At 36.1% G+C, this 20,283-nt stretch carries 26 protein-coding genes; 19 read left to right on the forward strand and 7 right to left on the reverse strand.

All coding sequences use genetic code 11. From position 1 onward, the window contains the following. The first annotated feature begins 54 nt into the window (after positions 1–54). From JNUCC51_RS16535 to JNUCC51_RS16575, 9 genes are all read left to right on the forward strand, one after another. On the forward strand, positions 55–912 hold the full coding sequence (locus JNUCC51_RS16535; RefSeq protein ID WP_337988937.1) for a DUF72 domain-containing protein: 858 nt from the start codon (positions 55–57) through the stop codon (positions 910–912). After that, a complete protein-coding gene (locus tag JNUCC51_RS16540; RefSeq protein ID WP_268637093.1) occupies positions 912–1,733 on the forward strand; it encodes a sulfite exporter TauE/SafE family protein in 822 nt (273 codons plus the stop codon). The genes JNUCC51_RS16535 and JNUCC51_RS16540 overlap by 1 nt, the downstream gene beginning before the upstream one ends. Before the next feature lie 61 nt (positions 1,734–1,794). Further along, entirely contained in the window at positions 1,795–3,159 is a 1,365-nt protein-coding gene (locus tag JNUCC51_RS16545) for a bifunctional metallophosphatase/5'-nucleotidase (protein WP_337988938.1), read from the forward strand. Between the two features lie 41 nt (positions 3,160–3,200). Next, positions 3,201–4,310 (forward strand): HD-GYP domain-containing protein, encoded by a 1,110-nt coding sequence (locus JNUCC51_RS16550; RefSeq protein ID WP_337988939.1) that lies wholly within the window; start codon positions 3,201–3,203, stop codon positions 4,308–4,310. Positions 4,311–4,353: 43 nt separating this feature from the next. Beyond that, positions 4,354–5,142 (forward strand): sporulation protein YunB, encoded by a 789-nt coding sequence (gene yunB, locus JNUCC51_RS16555; protein WP_337988940.1) that lies wholly within the window; start codon positions 4,354–4,356, stop codon positions 5,140–5,142. Between the two features lie 145 nt (positions 5,143–5,287). Beyond that, positions 5,288–6,211 carry a lipoyl synthase gene (gene lipA, locus JNUCC51_RS16560; protein ID WP_337988941.1) on the forward strand — a complete coding sequence of 308 codons (924 nt, stop codon included), beginning with the start codon at positions 5,288–5,290 and terminating at the stop codon, positions 6,209–6,211. A 32-nt stretch (positions 6,212–6,243) separates the two neighbouring features. Then, on the forward strand, positions 6,244–6,597 hold the full coding sequence (locus JNUCC51_RS16565; protein WP_337988942.1) for a YutD family protein: 354 nt from the start codon (positions 6,244–6,246) through the stop codon (positions 6,595–6,597). Between the two features lie 563 nt (positions 6,598–7,160). Further along, complete coding sequence (locus JNUCC51_RS16570; RefSeq protein ID WP_337988943.1) at positions 7,161–7,688, forward strand: D-glycero-alpha-D-manno-heptose-1,7-bisphosphate 7-phosphatase; 528 nt, start codon at positions 7,161–7,163, stop codon at positions 7,686–7,688. A 40-nt stretch (positions 7,689–7,728) separates the two neighbouring features. Further along, on the forward strand, positions 7,729–7,947 hold the full coding sequence (locus JNUCC51_RS16575) for a hypothetical protein (protein WP_049669113.1): 219 nt from the start codon (positions 7,729–7,731) through the stop codon (positions 7,945–7,947). A gap of 165 nt (positions 7,948–8,112) precedes the next feature. Here JNUCC51_RS16575 and JNUCC51_RS16580 read toward each other — a convergent pair whose 3' ends face one another. Next, the gene (locus JNUCC51_RS16580) at positions 8,113–8,379 is read right to left on the reverse strand and encodes a DUF3055 domain-containing protein (RefSeq protein WP_053593231.1); all 267 of its coding nucleotides are present in this window, start codon (positions 8,377–8,379) and stop codon (positions 8,113–8,115) included. Between the two features lie 88 nt (positions 8,380–8,467). Between JNUCC51_RS16580 and JNUCC51_RS16585 the strand changes: the two genes are divergently transcribed. Together JNUCC51_RS16585 and JNUCC51_RS16590 are read left to right on the forward strand one after the other, a co-directional pair. Next, complete coding sequence (locus JNUCC51_RS16585; RefSeq protein ID WP_337988944.1) at positions 8,468–8,920, forward strand: DUF86 domain-containing protein; 453 nt, start codon at positions 8,468–8,470, stop codon at positions 8,918–8,920. Beyond that, positions 8,917–9,678, forward strand: coding sequence for a TIGR01457 family HAD-type hydrolase (locus tag JNUCC51_RS16590; protein ID WP_337988945.1), 762 nt, complete (start codon positions 8,917–8,919; stop codon positions 9,676–9,678). Before JNUCC51_RS16585 ends, JNUCC51_RS16590 begins: the two co-directional genes overlap by 4 nt. 136 nt (positions 9,679–9,814) lie before the next feature. Here JNUCC51_RS16590 and JNUCC51_RS16595 read toward each other — a convergent pair whose 3' ends face one another. After that, on the reverse strand, positions 9,815–10,051 hold the full coding sequence (locus tag JNUCC51_RS16595; protein ID WP_049669117.1) for a YuzB family protein: 237 nt from the start codon (positions 10,049–10,051) through the stop codon (positions 9,815–9,817). A gap of 359 nt (positions 10,052–10,410) precedes the next feature. Between JNUCC51_RS16595 and JNUCC51_RS16600 the strand changes: the two genes are divergently transcribed. Both JNUCC51_RS16600 and tnpA read left to right on the forward strand, forming a co-directional pair. Further along, a complete protein-coding gene (locus JNUCC51_RS16600) occupies positions 10,411–11,475 on the forward strand; it encodes an NAD(P)/FAD-dependent oxidoreductase (RefSeq protein ID WP_337988946.1) in 1,065 nt (354 codons plus the stop codon). 185 nt (positions 11,476–11,660) lie between these two features. Continuing rightward, positions 11,661–12,137, forward strand: coding sequence for an IS200/IS605 family transposase (gene tnpA, locus JNUCC51_RS16605; protein WP_337988947.1), 477 nt, complete (start codon positions 11,661–11,663; stop codon positions 12,135–12,137). Positions 12,138–12,273: 136 nt separating this feature from the next. On the opposite strand, the gene JNUCC51_RS16610 is transcribed toward tnpA, so the two are convergent. Further along, positions 12,274–12,609 (reverse strand): YuzD family protein, encoded by a 336-nt coding sequence (locus JNUCC51_RS16610; protein WP_049669119.1) that lies wholly within the window; start codon positions 12,607–12,609, stop codon positions 12,274–12,276. An 83-nt stretch (positions 12,610–12,692) separates the two neighbouring features. Here JNUCC51_RS16610 and JNUCC51_RS16615 point away from each other — a divergent pair, with 83 nt between their 5' ends. After that, on the forward strand, positions 12,693–12,929 hold the full coding sequence (locus tag JNUCC51_RS16615; protein ID WP_100546189.1) for a NifU family protein: 237 nt from the start codon (positions 12,693–12,695) through the stop codon (positions 12,927–12,929). Between the two features lie 48 nt (positions 12,930–12,977). On the opposite strand, the gene JNUCC51_RS16620 is transcribed toward JNUCC51_RS16615, so the two are convergent. Next, positions 12,978–13,670 carry a DUF2225 domain-containing protein gene (locus tag JNUCC51_RS16620; protein WP_337988948.1) on the reverse strand — a complete coding sequence of 231 codons (693 nt, stop codon included), beginning with the start codon at positions 13,668–13,670 and terminating at the stop codon, positions 12,978–12,980. Between the two features lie 185 nt (positions 13,671–13,855). Between JNUCC51_RS16620 and JNUCC51_RS16625 the strand changes: the two genes are divergently transcribed. Continuing rightward, positions 13,856–14,227 (forward strand): HesB/IscA family protein, encoded by a 372-nt coding sequence (locus tag JNUCC51_RS16625; protein WP_100546191.1) that lies wholly within the window; start codon positions 13,856–13,858, stop codon positions 14,225–14,227. Positions 14,228–14,349: 122 nt separating this feature from the next. Here the strand turns inward: JNUCC51_RS16625 and JNUCC51_RS16630 are convergent, their stop codons facing one another. Both JNUCC51_RS16630 and JNUCC51_RS16635 read right to left on the reverse strand, forming a co-directional pair. Then, a complete protein-coding gene (locus JNUCC51_RS16630; protein WP_337988949.1) occupies positions 14,350–14,733 on the reverse strand; it encodes a hypothetical protein in 384 nt (127 codons plus the stop codon). A gap of 335 nt (positions 14,734–15,068) precedes the next feature. After that, entirely contained in the window at positions 15,069–15,560 is a 492-nt protein-coding gene (locus JNUCC51_RS16635; protein WP_337988950.1) for a CarD family transcriptional regulator, read from the reverse strand. A 144-nt stretch (positions 15,561–15,704) separates the two neighbouring features. On the opposite strand from JNUCC51_RS16635, the gene JNUCC51_RS16640 reads away from it, so the two are divergent. Further along, a complete protein-coding gene (locus tag JNUCC51_RS16640) occupies positions 15,705–16,148 on the forward strand; it encodes a MarR family winged helix-turn-helix transcriptional regulator (protein WP_337988951.1) in 444 nt (147 codons plus the stop codon). Positions 16,149–16,489: 341 nt separating this feature from the next. Here JNUCC51_RS16640 and JNUCC51_RS16645 read toward each other — a convergent pair whose 3' ends face one another. Further along, positions 16,490–17,041 carry a hypothetical protein gene (locus tag JNUCC51_RS16645; protein WP_337988952.1) on the reverse strand — a complete coding sequence of 184 codons (552 nt, stop codon included), beginning with the start codon at positions 17,039–17,041 and terminating at the stop codon, positions 16,490–16,492. Between the two features lie 181 nt (positions 17,042–17,222). Here JNUCC51_RS16645 and JNUCC51_RS16650 point away from each other — a divergent pair, with 181 nt between their 5' ends. From JNUCC51_RS16650 to JNUCC51_RS16660, 3 genes are read left to right on the forward strand one after another with little or no spacing between them, the layout of a single operon-like run. Then, entirely contained in the window at positions 17,223–17,720 is a 498-nt protein-coding gene (locus JNUCC51_RS16650) for an NUDIX hydrolase (RefSeq protein ID WP_337988953.1), read from the forward strand. Between the two features lie 23 nt (positions 17,721–17,743). Beyond that, positions 17,744–19,495, forward strand: coding sequence for a sensor histidine kinase (locus tag JNUCC51_RS16655; protein ID WP_337992253.1), 1,752 nt, complete (start codon positions 17,744–17,746; stop codon positions 19,493–19,495). Between the two features lie 4 nt (positions 19,496–19,499). Continuing rightward, positions 19,500–20,246, forward strand: a complete 747-nt coding sequence (locus JNUCC51_RS16660) for a LytR/AlgR family response regulator transcription factor (protein ID WP_337988954.1) — start codon at positions 19,500–19,502, stop codon at positions 20,244–20,246. Positions 20,247–20,283 lie beyond the last annotated feature (37 nt).

A 20,283-nucleotide genomic window follows, 5' to 3' on the forward strand; every position in this document is an offset into this window, starting at 1 on the left:
ATATTTCATTAGAAAGTGTATGCTATGATAAATGTACATGGAGGAGGGGGTCACATGATTATAGTTGGATTAACTGGTTGGGGTGATCATCCTTCGCTTTATAGTGAAGTGACTGCCGCAAAGGACAAATTATTCGATTATACAGGTCATTTTTTAACGGTTGAAGTAGATACTTCTTTTTATGCCATACCTTCTAAAGAGAATGTACGAAAATGGTGTGAGGATACTCCCGAAAATTTCCGTTTTGTTGTGAAGGCCTATCAGGGAATGACTGGTCATTTACGTGGAGACATACCGTATGAGTCGAAGAATGACATGTTTAATGCCTTTATCGAATGTGCCAATGAATTTAAACGCCATGGGAAGCTGGCGATGGTACTAGCACAGTTCCCACCATGGTTTGATTGTCAGACTAAGAATGTGCAATATTTATTGTATATTAGGCAGCAGCTCAAAGACTTTGACGTAGCTATTGAGTTCCGCAATCGAACATGGTATGCGGACAATGTCGTACAGCAAACAATGGATTTTTTACGAGAGCATCAATTTATTCATACGATTTGTGATGAACCACAGGCTGGTGTAGGTTCTGTACCATTTTATCCTACGGTTACAGCGACTAAGGCACTTGTACGTATTCATGGACGTAACATTCATGGGTGGCGCAATACTGGTAATGCCGAAAACTGGCGGAAGGTTCGCTTTTTATATGATTATAATAGTGAAGAATTGCAACAGCTTGGACAGCATTTAAAACATCTCCAATCAGAAGTACAGGATCTGTATGTATTATTTAATAATAATTCAGGACTTCATGCTGCGAAAAATGCAAAGGAATTACAAGGTATTTTAGCGATTAGAGATGTAGGGTTAGCGCCTAAACAATTAAATATGTTTGAAGGGGAACTATAATGGAATTTTTTGTTTTAGTTATTATTGCATTATTATCTGGGGTAATTGGCTCGTTGGTTGGGCTTGGTGGAGGAATTATTCTAGTCCCAGCAACATTATACGTTGGGTTAAATTTAGGGATGATTCCGGATATAACTCCTCAAAAAGTGGTTGGTTTATCTGTAGTCATGATGATTTTCACTGGACTTGCCTCTACGTTAAGCTATATGAAATCTAAAACAGTTGATTATAAAAGCGGTTGGATTTTTTTTATAGGAAGTATTCCTGGAACAATGCTAGGTGCATGGGTAAATAAAGGGCTAGATTTACCATCTTTTAATTTGTATTTTGGTATTTTACTAATCATTTTGGCGACGATTTTACTTGTAAGAGATAGATTGAAACCTGTAGAATGGTTTGTAAAAAACGGTATGCAACGGGAATTCGAAGATAAAGAAGGAAATACCTTTGTATATGGGTATCCAATTTGGTTTGCCATTGTATTAACATTTGGGATAGGCTTTGCCTCTGGATTATTTGGTATCGGCGGAGGCTCGATGATCGTGCCTGCCATGATTCTTTTATTTTTATTCCCTCCGCATGTTGCAGTGGCAACATCGATGTTCATGGTATTTCTATCGTCGATTGTTAATTCAGCGAGTCATATTTATTTAGGACATGTGCCATGGCTCTATACGATTCCTGTTATTCCAGGTGCTTATATTGGAGCAAAGCTTGGGGCAGCATTAAATAAAAGAATTAAATCAGATACTCTTGTAGTAGCACTTCGAGTTATTTTATTATTATTAGGGATTCGTTCTATTATCGAAGCTTTATTGTAATATTGATTTAAAGCAAGTCTACTACAGACATAGAAGCTATTTTAAAGAAGAGGTGGCTTAATTGCTGGAAAAAATCCATATTTTTCACACGAATGATTTGCACAGTCATTTTAAGTATTGGCCACGAATGCAAAGCTATGTGAGAGAAATTCGTACTAAGCTTGCAACCATGGGAGAAACAAGCTATTTATTTGATGTCGGCGATCATTTGGATCGTTCAAATATTTATACAGAAGCAACAGTCGGAAAGGGTAATGTGAAGTTTTTGAATGAAGCTGGTTACGACGTGGTAACAATCGGTAATAACGAAGGCATAACATTGTCCCATAAGGAGCTTTATCATTTGTATGATGAAGCAGCTTTTGACGTAGTAGTTGCTAATGTAAATGCCTCACAAGGACCAAATCCAGCGTGGATGAAGCCGTATGTTGTATTAACTACTGCTTATGGCACAAAGGTTGCAGTGATTGCAGCAACGGCTATGTTTGAAATTTATTATAAGGAATTAGACTGGGAGATAGATGAGGCACGAAGCACACTCATTCGCTTAGCGCTCCAGCTTCGTGAAGAAGTGGATATTATTGTTTGTTTGTCACATTTAGGGATAACAGAGGATGAGCTTTTAGCTGAGGAATGCCCAGAAATAGATGTTATATTCGGCTCACATACACATCATGTTCTCCCTAATGGAAAGTTAATTAATGGCGTTTTATTAACGGGTGGAGGAAAATTTGGACAATATACTGGCCATCTTGTATTAGAATATGATACAAAATCTAGGGGAATTGTTGAAAAAAAGGATAAATTAATTCATAATAAAGATTTGCCTACGATTAAAAATGAATATGAAATCGTTCAATCTTTAGAAAAAGAAGGCAAACGATTACTTGATATTCCAGTATTCACTACGGAAAAATCGTACAATAAGGAATGGTTCCATTATTCACAATTATCCGATTTGTTTGCACGTGCCATTTTAGAGAAAAGTGGAGCGGATTGTGCGTTATTTAATGCAGGTATTTTTTTAGATGGTTTACCTAGAGGAACAGTGACAGCACTTGATTTGCATAGAATTTTCCCACATCCTATAAATTTATGTACGATTGAATTATCAGTTGCTGAAATGAAAGAAATTTTTCAGCAATCTAAAAATGAAGAATGGCCTTATATTGAGCTAAAAGGATTAGGGTTTAGAGGCGTTATTTTTGGGAAGATGTTAACTTATGGCTTTTCTATGAATGAAGATCGCCAATTACTGATCAATGGGAAGCTTGCAGATAATGATAGAATTTATAAATTAGTAACACTTGATTTGTTTACGTTCGGCTATTTTTATCCAAGCTTTAAATATGCTAAGAAAAAATATATTCTACCAGAATTTTTACGAAACATTATGATAGATTATGGGCAAAGATTCTTTAAGTAATAGTAGATAAAACGCTTTTAGAATGGATTGGGGAAAAGGTCATGCGATTAATTTCAATCGATGTATTAAAAGAAGGAATGGTATTAGCAAGAACCATTTGGAATGAGGCGGGACACCCTCTTTTAAAGAAAGATGTTGTCATTAATGAACGTATCATACAAAGACTTCAACAATTAAATATGCATTATTTATATATTGACGATAAAATTTCTAAGGGTATTGAGGTACAGGAAACAGTTCCAACTGTTATTCGAAATAAAGCAATTTCAACCATTAAAGATTCTTTCCAATCAATCGATGGTTTAAATCCAGTAAATGCCTCTTATGTGCTTGACCAACAATCAAAAGCAATTGTCTCAATTGTAGATGAATTACTGTTGGCAGTTAGTGGTAATGATGAAATTTTAACAATACTAACAGATGCGTATTTATTTGATGAATATTTATATCAACACTCATTTCAAGTCACACTTTACTCGATAGCGATTGCTAAGGAGCTTGGATATTCAGCCGAGGATTTACGTTTAATTGCAATTGGTGCATTATTACATGACATAGGAAAGCTTATGGTACCAAAAGAAATTCTGACTAAGCCTGATCGCCTATCGTGTGAGGAATTTGAAATGATGAAGCAGCATACTCGATATGGTTTTGATTTGTTACGTAATTTACATTCCATATCATTGATTGTTGCACACTGTGCCTTCCAACATCATGAACGGATTGATGGGAGTGGCTATCCACGGGGCTTAGTTGATTTTGAAATCCATCCGTTTGCCAAAATTATTGGTGTAGCAGACGTCTTTGATGCAGTGACTACAAGTCGTGTATATCGTGAAAAAATGCTACCTTCTCAGGGCCTAGCAATTTTAGAAGCAGGAGCTGGAACTATATACGATGCACGTATTGTGAATGCATTGAAAAGGTCTGTTGTCCATTATCCTAACGGTGTTATTTTAAAATTATCGGATGGTCGTCGGGGTATTGTATCAAGACAAAATACATTGAATGCCGCATCTCCGTGGCTTCGTATTTTTGAAGAGCAAAATCAAATATTAACAGCTACATATGAAATTAATTTAGTGGAATACCCTAACATAACAATTGAAAGCATAGAAGTGGATTATGTTGCACCATCGAAAATAGAATAAAAATCTCCTCCTGTTCATACTTTATGAAACAGGAGGAGATTTTTTGTTTTTCCCTCGAAAAAGGATGAAATTACGATCATATAGTAATCATGGCAACTATAGAAAAAAGGGAAGTCGGTTGAATCGATTAACCTTATTAGTTGCAGGCACTATTATCGGTGTTTTTTTATTTATTTATTATTTAAATGTGCAGCTTATGCCGACATACTTAGAATATGCTGAAGTACAAACGGGTAAGATTGCATCTTCCGTTGTGAGTAAAGCGATTGATTCTCGTACATCAAGTGTTATGGATGTTAATGATATTCTTGTAGAAGTATCCCCTAACAACCAAGCTGATTTGAAGATTAATACAGAAACGATTAATCGAGTTCGAACAGAAACGGTCAATCAAGTAAAAGTGTATTTAGAGCAGGCGGAGCAAGGGGAGCTGTCACATTTACCAAATCTTGATAATGTAGAATATGATTTTAATAAGATAAATGAAGGCAACGGGGTCGTTTTTTATGTACCTATCAGTCAGGCGGCCAATATGCCTATACTTGGGAACTTAGGGCCTAAAATTCCGATACGTTTTCATGTAATTGGCAATGTGCATAGTGAAGTTACTTCTTCAATAACTGAATATGGTATTAATAGCGCTTATGTAGAGGTAGGTATTCATATAGAGGTAAATGTCCAAATTATTGTCCCGTTTGCTAGTAAAACTACAACAGTTACTCAGGATATTCCAGTGGCGATGGGCTTAGTAAGGGGAAAAGTCCCAGATTTTTATTCAAATGGTAGTTCAGAGGTTCCTTCAATTCAAGTACCTGTCTCTCCTAAAAAGTAGAAATGTTTGCCTTCTTTCGGCGGACGCAATTTTGCCGAGGTAAAATTGATTATGATAGTTGTTGGAGTTCATTTATTATGTTACATTGACATCAGTGAAGATAGTAATATAAAAACTGCACATATTTGATAGGGGCGATATCCGTATGACATCTTGTAAACCTACAAGCAATGGAAAAGAAGAATATTTAAGAAAACCAGATTGGCTAAAAATTAAATTAAACACAAATGATGAATATAAAGGGCTAAAGAAGCTCATGCGTGAAAAAAATCTGCATACAGTATGTGAGGAAGCGCGCTGTCCTAATATTCATGAATGCTGGGGTGAACGACGTACAGCAACAATGATGATCCTTGGATCTGTTTGTACTCGTGCTTGCCGTTTCTGTGCTGTTAAAACAGGCTTACCAAATGAATTAGACCTAGCTGAGCCAGAACGAGTAGCAGATTCTGTAGCTATTATGAACTTAAAGCACGTTGTTATTACAATGGTAGCGCGTGATGACTTAAAGGATGGCGGTGCGCAAGTTTTAGCTGAAACAGTACGTGCGATTCGTCGTAAAAGTCCGTTTACATCGATTGAAGTTTTACCGTCCGATTTAGGTGGTTTGCAAGAGAATCTTCAAATTTTAATGGATTCGAAGCCAGATATTTTAAATCATAATATTGAAACAGTGCGTCGCTTAACGCCAAGAGTCCGTGCACGTGCAAAGTATGAGCGTTCATTAGAGTTTCTTCGTTTGGCAAAAGAAATGCAGCCAGACATCCCTACAAAGTCATCTTTAATGATAGGCTTAGGTGAAACGGAAGAAGAAATTTTAGAAGTAATGGACGATTTACGAGCAAACGACGTAGATATTATGACAATTGGTCAATACTTACAGCCAACGAAAAAGCATTTGCCTGTTAAAAAGTATTATTCTCCAATAGAGTTTGGGAAACTGCGTAAAATCGCAATGGAAAAAGGATTTAAGCATTGTGAAGCAGGCCCACTTGTACGTAGTAGCTATCACGCTGATGAACAAGTTAACGAAGCAACAAAAGAACGTCAACTACAAGCAGAACAGTAAAAACAAATGTTGAAATAGAAGGCGGTGCCACTTTGATCAATATTGAAGGATATGAATACGAACTTATTGAAGATTACAAAGAGGCTTTTCAAGAAGAAGTGTTCAAGGAACGATACTCAGATATTTTAGCTAGATATGATTATATTGTGGGCGACTGGGGCTATAGTCAATTACGCTTAAAAGGCTTTTTTGACGATAAAAATCAGAAAGCCACTTTCGATACGAAGATTAGTACACTACAAGATTACTTATACGAGTATTGTAATTTTGGCTGTGCATATTTCGTCTTGCACAAAACGAGTAAATCTACTCAACAGCCAGAAGCTGTAGTAAGTGAAGATCATGAAGTGACAAAGATTGTTGAGAATGCACAAATAACAGAATAAAATTTTAAAACCTGATGCGAAATCTGCATCAGGTTTTTACTTTGCGGTAATAGGTTTTTTTTATTTGGTAATAATAAAAAGTGAATGCAAAAATTGCTTTATTTTTAACTTTTCACCAAAGCGTGTATATGCAATATATAAGTTGATTGGAGTGGAGGCTGGGCGACTCCTTGGGGTAGCGAATAGAGGAACGAAGGCTAAAGCCATCACATCCTGTGATAACGCCTTCGTGACCAACATCGGTGCCGCTGCCGCTTCGCTTTCGCGCAATAAACATCTGTTGGCCCGAGACCCTGCAGCGAAGCGGATGTTTTCTGTGCGAAAGCGAAGCGACAGCAACAACAAAAGCGGCTCATCGGACGCCCCCAGGAAGCTTTGCTCTGTGCGAAAGCGTAGTGCTAACGTAGCTGCAGCAACAAATGTTTTATCTGCGCGAAAGCGAAGCGGCAGCGATAAAAGCGCCCAGCCGGAACGGAAATCAACCTCACGCTATGGTGAGGAACCTGCATTTTTGACTTTTAAACCAATCTACTTATTTTATATTAAAGGTGTGTGTTGTTTAGATGAAAAAAGCTGTATTTTTGGATCGTGATGGGGTCATCAATGAAGTATTAACGGATCGGGTTAAATTTGTAAATAAACCAAAGGATTTTTATTTTCTGCCACATGTTCCGAAAGCTATAAAAAAATTGAATAAATACTTCGACTATATTTTTGTAGTAACCAATCAAGGTGGAGTTGGATTAGGGTTTATGAAAGAAACGCAGCTACAAAAAATACATGAACATATGGTAAAAGAATTGAAGAAGGAAGGGGCCACAATTCACGAAGTCGTATATTGTCCTCATAAACCCAAATCGGGCTGTGCCTGTCGTAAACCAAATAGTAAATTAATCGTTGATCTTGGTGAAAAATATAATATAGACTTAGCAAAATCCTACATGGTGGGAGATACGGATACAGATATAATAGCAGGCAAACGAGCAGGAACTAAGGGAGTATTTTTAGGTGCGAAAGATCCGCTAGCAGATGCGGTGTTTCCAGATCTAATTAGTGCTACTGATTGGATTATTAAAGATGCAACAGCATAATGCTAGCATTGTTGAAGTGGAAAGACAAAGCGTATAAATCATGAGAAAAAGGATAATTTATTTATTGGAGGTGATTAATTTGACTAAAGAAAATAAAAAAGGGTTAGATCGAGAAGAGTATGGATTTGGTTTTGATATTAGTGTCGATGACTTAGCGGTTATTGGGCAAAATCAACAAGCCAAAAAACAAAACGATAATGAAAACAAAGACAAGCCTCGCAATAAGGATAATCCTGCTAAAATAAATAATGAAAAGTAAGGGCACAATACAATGCTCCTTGATTTAGAATTAAGATACTTAAAAAAAAATTCCGCCAACCTTCTGTTGCACAGTGCACAAAGTAGAACCCTATGCCCGCAGAAAAGCGGAATTTTTTTGTATTAAACTCTTAATTGCTATGGAACACCCAATCTTTGAAGAGTGTTAATTTAATAATTCACGTAAATATTCACGTAGCTCGACTGTCTCTTCCTCTGTGCGATTGTATACGTGTTCAAGATAGCCAGGTTCTTCTACATCATCTGGACCAATTATAGCAAAGCGTCCAAATTGAATATCCATGACAAGCACTTTCCCAAAGAAACGACCCGATTGCAAAATAGCTAAATCATAGCGTAACTTATTCCCTGCAAAACTAACAAAGCGTGTTTTCGTATCTTCTACATCATCATATAAAAAAAAACGTTCCATCTTTTAATCTCCTTCCAGTCCTATAGATATGGTACTATAGAAGAGAAATGACTATCAACTTTTAAAGATTTGAATGGGGGCTTTCCTTGTGTATTTTGTAGATCGTAATAAAATCACAAAAAACTTACAGTACTTAGATGGACTATTAGAAATTTTAGAGTCAGAAGATAGCTGGCTAGAAAATGATATTAAGAAATTAGCAATCGAGCGAATTGGTCACAATGTGATGGAGTCAATGATGGATGTAGGAAATTTAATGATTGACGGCTTCATTATGCGTGATCCAGGAAGCTATGAGGATATTATTGATATTTTAATCGATGAAAAAGTCGTTTCTACTGAAATGGAAGCACCGTTAAAAGCAGTAGTTGGCTTACGTAAAATGCTTGTTCGTGAATTCACAGAAGTAGATGTTCAGGAAGTTGTGAATGTGTTAACAACGACTTTACCAGCATTAAAGCAATTCTCACCATCTGTGAATAGTTATTTAACAAATGAACTGGGCCCTGTTTCAGCTTTTTTACCAGAGGATCACCAATGAAAACCTACAAGGCGTATTGCTTTGATTTAGATGGTACAGTGTATCGTGGAAAGGACGGCATTCCTTCTGCGATTACTTTTATTCATCGGTTACAACAAGCAGGAATTGAGCCATTTTACGTAACAAACAATTCTTCTAAGACAAGAGAGCAGCTACAGGAAGCTTTAAGTGCTATAGGTGTGAATGCACCGATTGAACATATTTACTCTAGCGCATTAGTTACAGCAAAATATGTAGCCTTGAATTTCCCTGGCAAAAAAGTAGCGATGTTAGGTTCTGATGGTATTCGGAAAGCGTTATTTAATGAAGGTATTGAACTTATCGACGATGAGCCAGAGGTTTTTGTTATGGGGATTGATCGAAATCTAGATTATATGGCACTTGCAAAGGCGACGATTGCTGTGCAAAATGGTGCGACGTTTATAGCAACGAATCAAGATATTAAATTCCCGACAGAGTATGGATTTCTACCAGGTAATGGGTCGTTTGCCCGCTTAGTAGGTGAAGTTGCAGACGTTGAGCCAATCTATATCGGAAAACCATCACCTGCAATGCTTGAAGTTATTGCAACAGAGCATGGCTTTACGAAAGATGAAATGGTGATGATTGGCGATAATTACGACACAGATATTATGTGTGGGATTCGCTTTGGCTGTGACACAATCCATGTAAACACAGGTGTTACACCGACAAAGGCTGTACTTGAGAAGGAGCAGCAACCTACCTATGTGGTAGAGGCTTTAATAGCCGAGGCATAAATTAATTCAAAAATATAGCTTAAACATAAAAAAAGGATGCTTATGTCGATTTTTTTGGCATAACATCCTTTTTATATGTTCAAATTTAGTATTAGTAAGTGTTTCATCATTATATGAATGAGGTATTACGCCTTCATTACCATAACGGATTTTCTTCTATAAATTGATAAATGGCCTTCGTCAACTCTTCAGGAGAATCAGCCTCAACTAATTCACCATTGACGATTGCATAAAATGATTCTGAACATTTTGTACAGTAACTAAGACAGCCATATTCCAAAACGTCGATGTTCGGATCGCGTTCTAGTACTTCATAAGTTTTTTGAGAGCCATTTGCCAAATTACTTATACAAAATTCAACCATTGGATTCATACATGTCACCTCACCAAAATAATGCTACTCGCTTTTAAAACATTCGTCAATGATTTGAGTTGACCTAGAAAGCAAATATTAAGTGGTAAGGTTGGTCACGTTAATATGCTACAGTGTTAAACTATTTTTTTGCAAAAATGAAGAAAAGGAAACGATATTTAAGGAAAATTCGAACAATAGCGATGGTTTATCGAAGTCTAAATGATTCAAAAATCATTCGAAAAAGGCAAGTTATCATTTGTTTTGTGAAATCTTTCACAAAATTGCATTCTGATATTGTGAAACTTCTCACAATCGGTTATACTCATTTGTGGATACTTTGTGAACAATTATTACAAGAGATATAAAAGGAGACTATTATGGGTAAATTAGTACTTTTAGGTGGCGGCTACGGCAATATGCGTCTTATGCTTCGATTATTACCAAACATTCCATTAGATACAGAAGTTGTGCTAGTAGACAGAGCCCCTTTCCATAGTTTAAAAACAGAATTTTACGCATTAGCAGCAGGGACTGCAACAGATAAAGAAATTCGTGTAAGCTTCCCTGAGAATGAACGTTTATCGGCTGTATATGGAGAAGTTGTTGAAATTAATCGTGCGGAAAAAGTAGTCATTCTAGAAGATGGACAACGTATTGAATATGATGATTTAGTAATTGGTCTTGGCTGTGAGGATAAATACCATGGTGTACCAGGTGCAGAGGAGTACACATATAGCATTCAGACAATGGCGAAATCACGTTCAACATTCCAAGCACTTTGTGGTTTACCAGCAGGCTCTACTGTCGGAATTGTAGGAGCTGGCTTAAGTGGTATTGAGCTTGCAAGTGAGTTACGTGAAAGTCGATCAGATTTAAAAATAAAGCTATTCGACCGAGGTCCTCGTATTTTAAAGGATTTCCCAGAAAAGTTAAGTAAATACGTGAAAGACTGGTTTGTGAAACATAATGTTGAAGTCATTGCCAATTCAAATATTACAAAAATTGAGCAAGGTAAAATTTACAATCACGAAGAAGAAATTGCACTCGATACTGTAGTTTGGACTGCTGGTGTACAGCCTGTCAAAATTGTTCGCGATTTGGAAGTTGAAAAAGATAAACAAGGCCGTCCACTTGTAACACAATATTTCAATCTTCTTGATGATGAGCATGTATATGTTGTAGGTGACTGTGCTGCTTCAGACTTACCTCCAACTGCTCAGTTAGCTGAGGAGCAAGCAGAACAAATCGTCAAAGTACTTCGCATGCGTTGGAAAGGCGAAACCTTACCTGAGAAAATGCCTGACATTAAATTAAAAGGTTTCATGGGAGCTCTTGGTAAAAAACAAGGCTTTGTTTATTTAGCAGATACAACAGTAACAGGACGTATCGCACGCTTGATGAAATCAGGATTATTATGGTACTACAAACGTCAAAATGATTAATCAGCTAGTTTGATTCTTATAAAAAGGAATTGTTTCAATTGAAACAATTCCTTTTATTGTATCTTTTGAAAACCCCTTGCTATGCGAGGGGTTCCAAAGAGCTTCTAGCTATGGACAAGAAAAAAACCCCGGTCGTACAATGAAATCAGGTCTGGTCAACCGACTTCGTACGAAAGGGGCTCCAAATGGATAATAAAAGTTTAGCACACACGACATGGAATTGTAAGTATCACATCGTCTTTGCGCCAAAATATAGAAGGCAGATTATTTATGGACAAATCAAAGCAGATGTAGGTAGAATTCTTCGCCAGTTATGTGAAAGAAAAGGAGTGGAAATCATTGAAGCTACAGCCTGTCCTGATCATATTCATATGTTGGTGAGTATTCCACCAAAAATAAGTGTTTCATCGTTTGTGGGCTATTTAAAAGGGAAGAGTAGTTTAATGATATTCGATCGGCATGCGAACCTGAAATACAAATATGGGAATAGGAAGTTTTGGTGTCGCGGGTATTATGTAGATACAGTAGGACGAAACAGAAAAATTATACAAGAATATATAAAGAATCAATTGCAAGAGGATATACTTGAGGATCAAATGACCATGAAAGAATTCATTGATCCATTTACAGGAGAAGAAATACAAGTAAAAAAGCGAAAATAATAAAACCACTTTAGTGGTAGCGTGAAAACGGAGTGCGGTTGGCGGACCTTTCAGTGTGTCTTTAGACATGGGCCAGTACCCCAGCGTTTCACGCGTAGAGCAAACCACCAGTTAGACTGGTGGTTCTGATTTTCTTTTATACGGTTTCGTCAGGAACGAAACCTAAATTTTCAAGTGCAGTAAATACAGGCTTTAATTGCACATAGCCTTCGCCCACTACTTCATCATTTATAAGGACAAGCGGATAGAAAAATTCATCTTCTTGAATGCGTGAAGCATAATCTTGGTCGCGTTCATTCTCAATTGGTCCTTCAATATCGATATAGCGAATATCATATCCTTGGTTTGGATATTTTCGATCTATGGCTGCTTGTAGCCACTCATATGTATCCTTTGAAGATGGCGCATTGACACAACTTGCGCAGATTACCGCTGTTCCGTAAATTTCAATCATTGGTTTCGTTTGACTCATTTCATTTCCACTCCTCGGATTCTATATTGGATTTTTTCTGTTGCTAACATTATAATCATTATAAGGAAAGGAGTCGAGACAAAATGGCAGAAGCAACAATTAACGATCAAGTTCAAGAGGTATTAGATAAATTACGCCCATTCTTACTACGTGACGGTGGAGACTGTGAATTAGTAGATGTAGAAGACGGCATTGTAAAATTACGTTTATTAGGTGCATGTGGTAGTTGCCCAAGTTCAACAATTACACTTAAAGCTGGTATCGAGCGCGCATTATTAGAAGAAGTACCAGGTGTTATTGAAGTAGAGCAAGTATTCTAAAATGATTAAAAAGTTCTAGCTGATTAATTCAGGCTAGAACTTTTTTTCTTAAACTTGGCGTGCATGTTCTTTTTCTTCTCGAATAATTGCCCATTGTTCTTTAGCCATATCAATGATCTTCGCTTCTCCACCAATACTTTGCTTTTCAATGATCTTTGAAAAGAAGCGTGTAGCATTTTCTAAATCACCGATACGTCGTGATAGTTCTGCAATCATATACATAATTCGTATATCTGACATTTGAGTTGAGCAGTAATCCTCAGTTGAATAAGAATCCATATAGTAATCTCGGGCCATTGTCATAAAACGCTGCTCTTGGCCTTCGTTTTTTAATGAACGATATAGCCATGCAAGACGTAATGTAAGTCCAGCTATAGCGACAAATTTTTCTTTTTTAATCGTACCGCAAAGGAATGCTAATTTATAAGCTTGTATTGTTTGGAATACAGTACGTTCTCCCTTAAAATCATGGTGTATCCATTTTTCGGTAATTTGCGTGCGAATTTCATCTTGCGTGCCAGGTGCAAAATATTTGGAAAAGTCTTCTGTAAATGAAAATCCGCAATGCTCACAAACAAATACATTATAATAAAGGGCATTTACACCGTCTGCATAAATAGGATGAAAATCTGTTTCTGTATGATTTACTTTAATGAATTTAGAGCGTACTTTTAATGTTGGAAATTCTTTCTTGCAATTAAGACATTGAATTTTTTTTTCGTAATAAGGTGAAATCTCCATATTTAATACCTCTTTCATCGATTTCTTACAACAATTATACCAATGTGGATTTTATAAACGTGGATAAAAAATACTAAAAATGTGAAAAATATTAGAATTTTTACTAAAAATCCTTTTGGAGCTGAATGTTTGTCATACAATAGTCAAAATTGATATGATAATAAGTAAGAAGGAAGGTGATTGGGATGACAAGTAAGCAAGTAATTGAAGTTACTGAAGCGGCTGCTTTTCATATTAATGAAATGATGGAGCACAATGAAGAGCAAGGTTCGTTTTTACGTGTAGTTGTTAATGGTGGCGGATGCAGTGGCCTATCATACGGTATGCATTTTGATAAAGAGAAAAAAGAAGATGATTTTGAAGATGTACAACATGGTTTAACAATTCTTGTTTCCCGTGAAGATGCGCCGATTTTAATTGGGACAAAAATTGATTATAAGCAATCGCTAATGGGCGGAGGCTTCACAATCGATAATCCAAATGCTATCGCATCATGCGGCTGTGGCACGTCTTTCAAAACAGCAAAACGTGAAGGTACACCTGAGATTTGTGACTAAAAAATAAATTGTCTAAATGTGTTTAGATACCAAGCCTTTTTAATTTGTATGTTGAAAAACATAACGAATTGAAAAGGCTACTTTTATGGCTATATTAAAATTTAATCTTTGAAAATATGTGATCATTCATAAACAAACTTTGAACAAAGCCCCCAATAAGAGCTATAAGCGCCATCATAGTATTCCGGATATTCAATGAGAAATTGAGAACGTTCGATCCACAATTTAAGTTCTTTTGATTTGGTTGTATTTTCAATCGTATCTAGTAATTGAGATAGCTTTTGAATTTCTCTACCTCGAACCATATCTCCAGTGAAAACATATAAAGTATTAAGGAAATAAGAAGTACGTTCACATTGCTCATCCTCAACAAATGTACAAATCATGGGTATATTTTCGATATTATAGATAGCGAGTTCCCAATCTTGCTCAGGTGCCATTTCATCACTATATGCCCATTTTTTTATCTCTTCTTGCGTAGGATTCCAAGGGTCTTTAAACATCATTTTGTGCTCCTTTAAATTTAAACTAATATTAATTTTTCTTCAAAATTATAACATGGAATATTATTCATTGGTAGTGGAATGGTAAATGTGCATCAAGTCTTAAAGCTATGTGTTGAGTTTAAATGGGGTATAAGAAAAGGACTCGTAAGTGAAAGTATAGATGTCGTTTTTTTTGATGTTGAGAAGGTATTGTTATTAATAGAAAATGAAGATTTTAAACATGAACTATTACTTTGTTTAAACTATAGAGCAGAACCTTTTTATATTTCTTTTTAAATAAGAATAAGGCCACGATTTTTTTATCGTGGCCTTATTAATGTACCGACAATACAAAATTAGTGAAGCTGTGTTAAAACATATTCATAAATTTCATCGGATGGTTTATTAAGAGCTATTGAAAACTCCGAAAAGATAGTATCTTGTAAAGATTGCAATATTTTTTCTTCCTGGTTAGGGAATTTTTTTTCATTGGTCTTATATTCGAGCCTTTTTCGTAGCAATGTGTTTAAAAGCTTTGCTTGTTTTTGGCGATTGCCGGATTTAATGATTTCTAAATGAGATCTCATTCGATGCGTATTTTGTTCAATCCATTCCACACCAGGGGATGTGAATGAATGTAAAATACTGAGGGCTTCTTCTTCTTTAATAATATCTCTAAGCTGTTTTTTTGAATTGTCAATAGGGGTACGAATTGTTAATTGTGGTTCATTTAGTGGTTGTAAAACGTAATAAGATTTAGTAATGTCGTTAAAGGTTTGTTCGCAAATATCTTCAATAGAACAAAGTCCGTGTGATGAGTAAATGACTACATCGCCAACGTTGTACATGTATTTCCCCTCCAACAAACTATATTGTCAACTAGGTTGACTAAATTAATTGTAAGCAATTAGAAGGTTTTTGTCAACTTAGTTGACGATTGCTGCTGTTTTTTGTATATTAGTAACGAAAAAAATGAAATGAAGGTGAAATAGTTGAAGGACGAATTGCAGAATCGAGATGTCATTGATTTGTTGAGCGAACGTCACGAACTACTTCGAAGACTTGCGGAAGAGAAGTGGAATAAGCATAATGATATTTATATTTCAAATTCGGAATGGTATATTTTGGGTATTGTCTATAAAAAACAACTTACGATTTCAGATGTAGCTAAAAATGTTAAATTTTCAAGACAAGCAACCCATAAAATAATAAAGAGTTTGGAAGTTAAAGGGTTGGTGACAGTTATGGATGTCGAACATAGTAAAAAACATAAAGCTATTCGTATGACTGAATTTGGTAAAGAATGTTTTGAAAAAAATCAATATTGTAAAGCAGAAATAGAAAAACAACTGGTCAATACAATTGGAGAAGATCAGGTCATCAGATTAAAAAATATATTAAAACTTAATTGGGATATGGAGCAGCTGGAAGCGTAAGTATTCGTAGTTAAGGTATGGAAAATATTTGGAACATAACTTGTAACATAATAAGGTTAGGCAACTATTTTAGCAGGTAGATGCATAGAAAAACTTCGTCAGCCACTTTCGTTCTACTCGAAAGTGGCTTCTTTTTAACTTCTTTCAGCGGGTGTTCAAACACCTGTACCTATCGCAAATCTTTCGGTACAAAAGATACTTGTACCTGTCGCTACGCTTTCGCGAAAAAACATCTGTTGCTGCCGCTGCGTTAACACTACGCTTTCGCACAAAAAACATTTGCAGGCCTCAGCACAAAGCCGATTCCGTACGCAATTATGCTGAGGCATAATTGATAATCGTTACTTTACCTTCTCGCGTTCTATAAATGAAGCGCCATTGTCATTTGCTAAATTGTAAATGGCACTTTTTCCCTCTGGGCCAAATTGTCCGTTTTCTTCAATGACAAACTTTTCGTTATTTTTCGTTTGGAAATAATAAGTGCCTACTGTACCTATTTCATATTCATAAATGACTTCCTTAATATCCTGCCATTCATGTGTAGTTTGATGATGAAAATCTTTGAAAACAATTTGTGTATTCTGTATAGCGGTATAACTTAATACAGAAAAATAGCCTAAAACTAGACTGCTTACTATTACTAAAAGCGTAATCAAATAGGTGTATTTATTTCTTTTGAATCCAAGTAAGAGCAACATTAAAATAATTAGCGCAATTGCTAGGAAAAGCATAGTGAAGTTGTATGTTGGAGTAATCAGTACGATATTATCTTTACTAAAATAAAACGATTGGGAAATCGAAAATGACAACATGAAAACAATGATAGGTGATAATAAAAGCAACATTATCGCAAAAATGAAAAGTTTTGCACTAGGTGATAATACATTTAACATGAAATATCCTCCTTTTAAAAAAGTGAATATTCTGCGTTTTGATAAGTGTAACATATTTCCAAGGTTGGAGCACATGCATACTTTATGTTGGAAAGTGAGATGTAACCATAAAATTCTGAATTAATACTTCTATATATGGAAAATTGGCCGTTATAATAGTGTTATAGAGGTGAAAATGATGATGAAAAAAGATAGAGGAAAAGTTTGGCTAGGTGTTGCGGGTGTTACTGTCAATGAGCTAGGACAATGGCTAGTTGTCAAAAAGGCATATAGCGGATTAAAGGGAAGATGGTCATTGCCAGCAGGTTTTGTCAATGCTGGTGAAACAGTAGATGAAGCCGTTGTTCGCGAATTAAAAGAAGAAACGGGTATCGATTGCTACGTATTAGGCTTAATTGGTTTTCGAACGGGTGTGATTCGTGGTGACATTAGTGATAATATGGCGATATTTTATTGTTGTATGAAGGATGAGCAGCAGAAGATTTGCATTCAGGAAAATGAATTATTAGAAGCGAAATGGATGTATCCAAAGGAGCTTGCTCAGGATGAAATGACATCAGTGATGTTAAAAGAAATGGCATCCAACCAATTCGAAAAGCATCAATTAGAGGGGATTGAAGGTATTAATCCAGGAGATGTCTTTGGTTATTCCTCTTATAAATTGTTCTTTAAAAAATAAAGTGACAAAGGAGGGGACCTATGATGGAGCTATTTTTATTTATGCTAGAGCGAGTAGGGCTAATCATTGTATTTGCCTTTTTAATGTCAAGATGGCGGCTCTTTCGGGGAGTGTTATTTAAGGATCAAGGGGTTAAGGAAAAGGTTTGGCTCATTATTATTTTTAGTGCTTTAAGTATAGTGAGTAGCTATACAGGGATAAAGATCGAAAGCGGTACTATCAATCCTTTAAATCAAATGATACATAGCACTATAAATGCAGAGGAAGCCATTGCAAATACGAGGCTAATTGGCGTAGCGATTGCTGGTATTTTTGGTGGGCCACTTGTGGGTGTTAGCGTAGGTATTATTGCGGGGGTTCATCGTATTACCCTTGGCGGTTTTACAGCGATTGCCTGTGGTGTATCGACAATATTAGCAGGATTCATTACAGGTGGTTTAAGTAATCAATTAAAAATTCGTCAAACCTTCTCCTATAAGAAGGCTGTTATCATTGGAATTTGTGCAGAGACTTTACAAATGATTGTTATTTTACTAGTGGCAAAACCATTTGAACAAGCTTTGCAATTAGTTTCTTTAATAGCGCTGCCGATGATTTTTATGAATGCCTTTGGGATTTTGATATTTTTCATTATTATCAAAACTTTTATTGATGAGGAAGAGCGCACAAAAGCATTACAAACACACCAAGCCTTTTCTATTGCCCAACAAACAATTGAACATTTTCGTAAAGGGTTAAATGAAGAATCCTGCCGAACGGTTGCGGAAATTATTAAAAGAGAGATTGAAGTTGATGCAGTTGCGATTACGGATACAAATGGGATTTTAGCACATGTAGGAGTAGGCGAGGACCATCATTTAATTCATCAAGAAATAATGACAGCTTTAACGAAACGAGTATTAGTAGAAGGACGCATTCTTACAGCGACGTCCGCAAAAGAAATCAGCTGCCCTCATGAAGATTGTCCGTTGAGTGCTGCGATTGTCTTACCTTTAAAAGTACAGCATAAAACGGTAGGTACCTTAAAGCTATATTTTATCAATGATTCTTCATTAACCGGGGCGAAAAAGGAGCTTGCTGAGGGCCTCGGTCGACTATTTTCATCGCAGCTTGAATATGCTGAAATTGAGCAGCAAAGAAAGCTATTAAAGGATGCCGAAATTAAAGCGTTACAAGCACAGGTTCATCCCCATTTCTTTTTTAATAGTCTCAATACTATTTCAAGTTTGATTAGAACGGATGCTGATGAGGCTAGAGCATTATTGATAAAGCTTAGTACGTTTTTTAGGAGTAATTTACAGGGAGCTCGTCAAATGCTAATTCCGTTAAAAAATGAAATTGATCATGTGGAGGCTTATTTATCGATTGAACAAACAAGGTTTCCGAACCGCTATGATGTGCAATTTCACTTAGATGAATCACTTTTTGACGTACATATCCCCCCATTTACCTTACAGCCACTTGTTGAAAACGCTATTTATCATGCCTTTAAAAATCGTAAGGAAGGCAAAATTGACGTTAAAGTGCAACGAATTAATAATAAGTTATTGCTGTTAACAGAGGATAATGGCTGTGGGATGAGAGAAGAGCAGGTTAAACAGCTTGGCAAAACAATTATGCAATCCGAGCAAGGGACAGGGACAGCTTTATGGAATATTTATCAGCGTATTCATGAAATTTATGGAACTGAGGCAGATTTTCACATTTCAAGTACGTTGGATGTAGGCACGAAAATTATGATCCAGCTGCCGTTAAAAGCTACAAGATGGGAGTAGAGAAATGTTAAATGTCTATATAGTAGATGATGAACCGTTAGCAAGGGCTGAATTGCGATATTTATTGGAGAAAACAAAGTTAGTCCAGATTATTGGAGAATCGGAGGATTTAGAGGACATACTGCAGGATCCACAGTTCGAGCAGATTGATTGTGTGTTTTTAGATATTCAGCTAGGCGTAAACAATGGCCTCGAATTAGCAAAACAACTACAACAAGGCATACTTAAACCCGAAATTATTTTTGCTACTGCTTATGATGAGTATGCATTACAGGCATTTGAAGTGAACGCCTTTGATTATATTTTAAAGCCATTTGAGCAAGAGCGTGTACAAAGTGCAGTTGAAAAGCTGGTGGCCAAAAGAAGAGAGACACAGGCTAAAACGATTGAGAAGTTAAAGCATTTACAATTGGACAAGCTTGATAAATTAACAGTTTATGTAAATGATCGAATTTTACTTATTAAAATACAGGAAATTTTATATTGTACGTCTGAAGAAAGTAAGACGATTGTTGTTACTGAGAAAGGGAGATATTTTGCTTCAGAGTCGTTAGCCGTTTTGGAGAAAAAGCTCACTTTAAAAGGTTTTGTGCGTGTCCATCGGGCATTTATCGTCAATTTAGAACATATTGTAGAGCTGGAGCCTTGGAGTAGTTCTAAATACAATTTGATTTTGCATAATAGACATTCGATACCTGTCAGCAGGCTTTACATGAAAGATGTGCGCAAGATCTTTCAACTATCAAAATAGCTACATTTCAACAGTAGAAAACGCCCTTTCAACTTAA

The organism is Lysinibacillus sp. JNUCC 51 (assembly GCF_015999525.1).
GTDB classification, from domain to species: domain Bacteria; phylum Bacillota; class Bacilli; order Bacillales_A; family Planococcaceae; genus Lysinibacillus; species Lysinibacillus xylanilyticus.

What these genes read in the sequence shown, in the direction of transcription:
- JNUCC51_RS16535 (WP_337988937.1), top strand. Translation starts at nt 55, where the DNA reads ATGATTATAGTTGGATTAACTGGTTGGGGTGATCATCCTTCGCTTTAT.
- JNUCC51_RS16540 (WP_268637093.1), top strand. Translation starts at nt 912, where the DNA reads ATGGAATTTTTTGTTTTAGTTATTATTGCATTATTATCTGGGGTAATT.
- JNUCC51_RS16550 (WP_337988939.1), top strand. Translation starts at nt 3,201, where the DNA reads ATGCGATTAATTTCAATCGATGTATTAAAAGAAGGAATGGTATTAGCA.
- lipA (WP_337988941.1), top strand. Translation starts at nt 5,288, where the DNA reads ATGACATCTTGTAAACCTACAAGCAATGGAAAAGAAGAATATTTAAGA.
- JNUCC51_RS16570 (WP_337988943.1), top strand. Translation starts at nt 7,161, where the DNA reads ATGAAAAAAGCTGTATTTTTGGATCGTGATGGGGTCATCAATGAAGTA.
- JNUCC51_RS16575 (WP_049669113.1), top strand. Translation starts at nt 7,729, where the DNA reads ATGAGAAAAAGGATAATTTATTTATTGGAGGTGATTAATTTGACTAAA.
- JNUCC51_RS16580 (WP_053593231.1), bottom strand. Translation starts at nt 8,379, where the DNA reads ATGGAACGTTTTTTTTTATATGATGATGTAGAAGATACGAAAACACGC.
- JNUCC51_RS16590 (WP_337988945.1), top strand. Translation starts at nt 8,917, where the DNA reads ATGAAAACCTACAAGGCGTATTGCTTTGATTTAGATGGTACAGTGTAT.
- JNUCC51_RS16595 (WP_049669117.1), bottom strand. Translation starts at nt 10,051, where the DNA reads ATGAATCCAATGGTTGAATTTTGTATAAGTAATTTGGCAAATGGCTCT.
- JNUCC51_RS16600 (WP_337988946.1), top strand. Translation starts at nt 10,411, where the DNA reads ATGGGTAAATTAGTACTTTTAGGTGGCGGCTACGGCAATATGCGTCTT.
- tnpA (WP_337988947.1), top strand. Translation starts at nt 11,661, where the DNA reads ATGGATAATAAAAGTTTAGCACACACGACATGGAATTGTAAGTATCAC.
- JNUCC51_RS16610 (WP_049669119.1), bottom strand. Translation starts at nt 12,609, where the DNA reads ATGAGTCAAACGAAACCAATGATTGAAATTTACGGAACAGCGGTAATC.
- JNUCC51_RS16615 (WP_100546189.1), top strand. Translation starts at nt 12,693, where the DNA reads ATGGCAGAAGCAACAATTAACGATCAAGTTCAAGAGGTATTAGATAAA.
- JNUCC51_RS16620 (WP_337988948.1), bottom strand. Translation starts at nt 13,670, where the DNA reads ATGGAGATTTCACCTTATTACGAAAAAAAAATTCAATGTCTTAATTGC.
- JNUCC51_RS16625 (WP_100546191.1), top strand. Translation starts at nt 13,856, where the DNA reads ATGACAAGTAAGCAAGTAATTGAAGTTACTGAAGCGGCTGCTTTTCAT.
- JNUCC51_RS16630 (WP_337988949.1), bottom strand. Translation starts at nt 14,733, where the DNA reads ATGATGTTTAAAGACCCTTGGAATCCTACGCAAGAAGAGATAAAAAAA.
- JNUCC51_RS16635 (WP_337988950.1), bottom strand. Translation starts at nt 15,560, where the DNA reads ATGTACAACGTTGGCGATGTAGTCATTTACTCATCACACGGACTTTGT.
- JNUCC51_RS16645 (WP_337988952.1), bottom strand. Translation starts at nt 17,041, where the DNA reads ATGTTAAATGTATTATCACCTAGTGCAAAACTTTTCATTTTTGCGATA.
- JNUCC51_RS16650 (WP_337988953.1), top strand. Translation starts at nt 17,223, where the DNA reads ATGAAAAAAGATAGAGGAAAAGTTTGGCTAGGTGTTGCGGGTGTTACT.
- JNUCC51_RS16655 (WP_337992253.1), top strand. Translation starts at nt 17,744, where the DNA reads ATGGAGCTATTTTTATTTATGCTAGAGCGAGTAGGGCTAATCATTGTA.
- JNUCC51_RS16660 (WP_337988954.1), top strand. Translation starts at nt 19,500, where the DNA reads ATGTTAAATGTCTATATAGTAGATGATGAACCGTTAGCAAGGGCTGAA.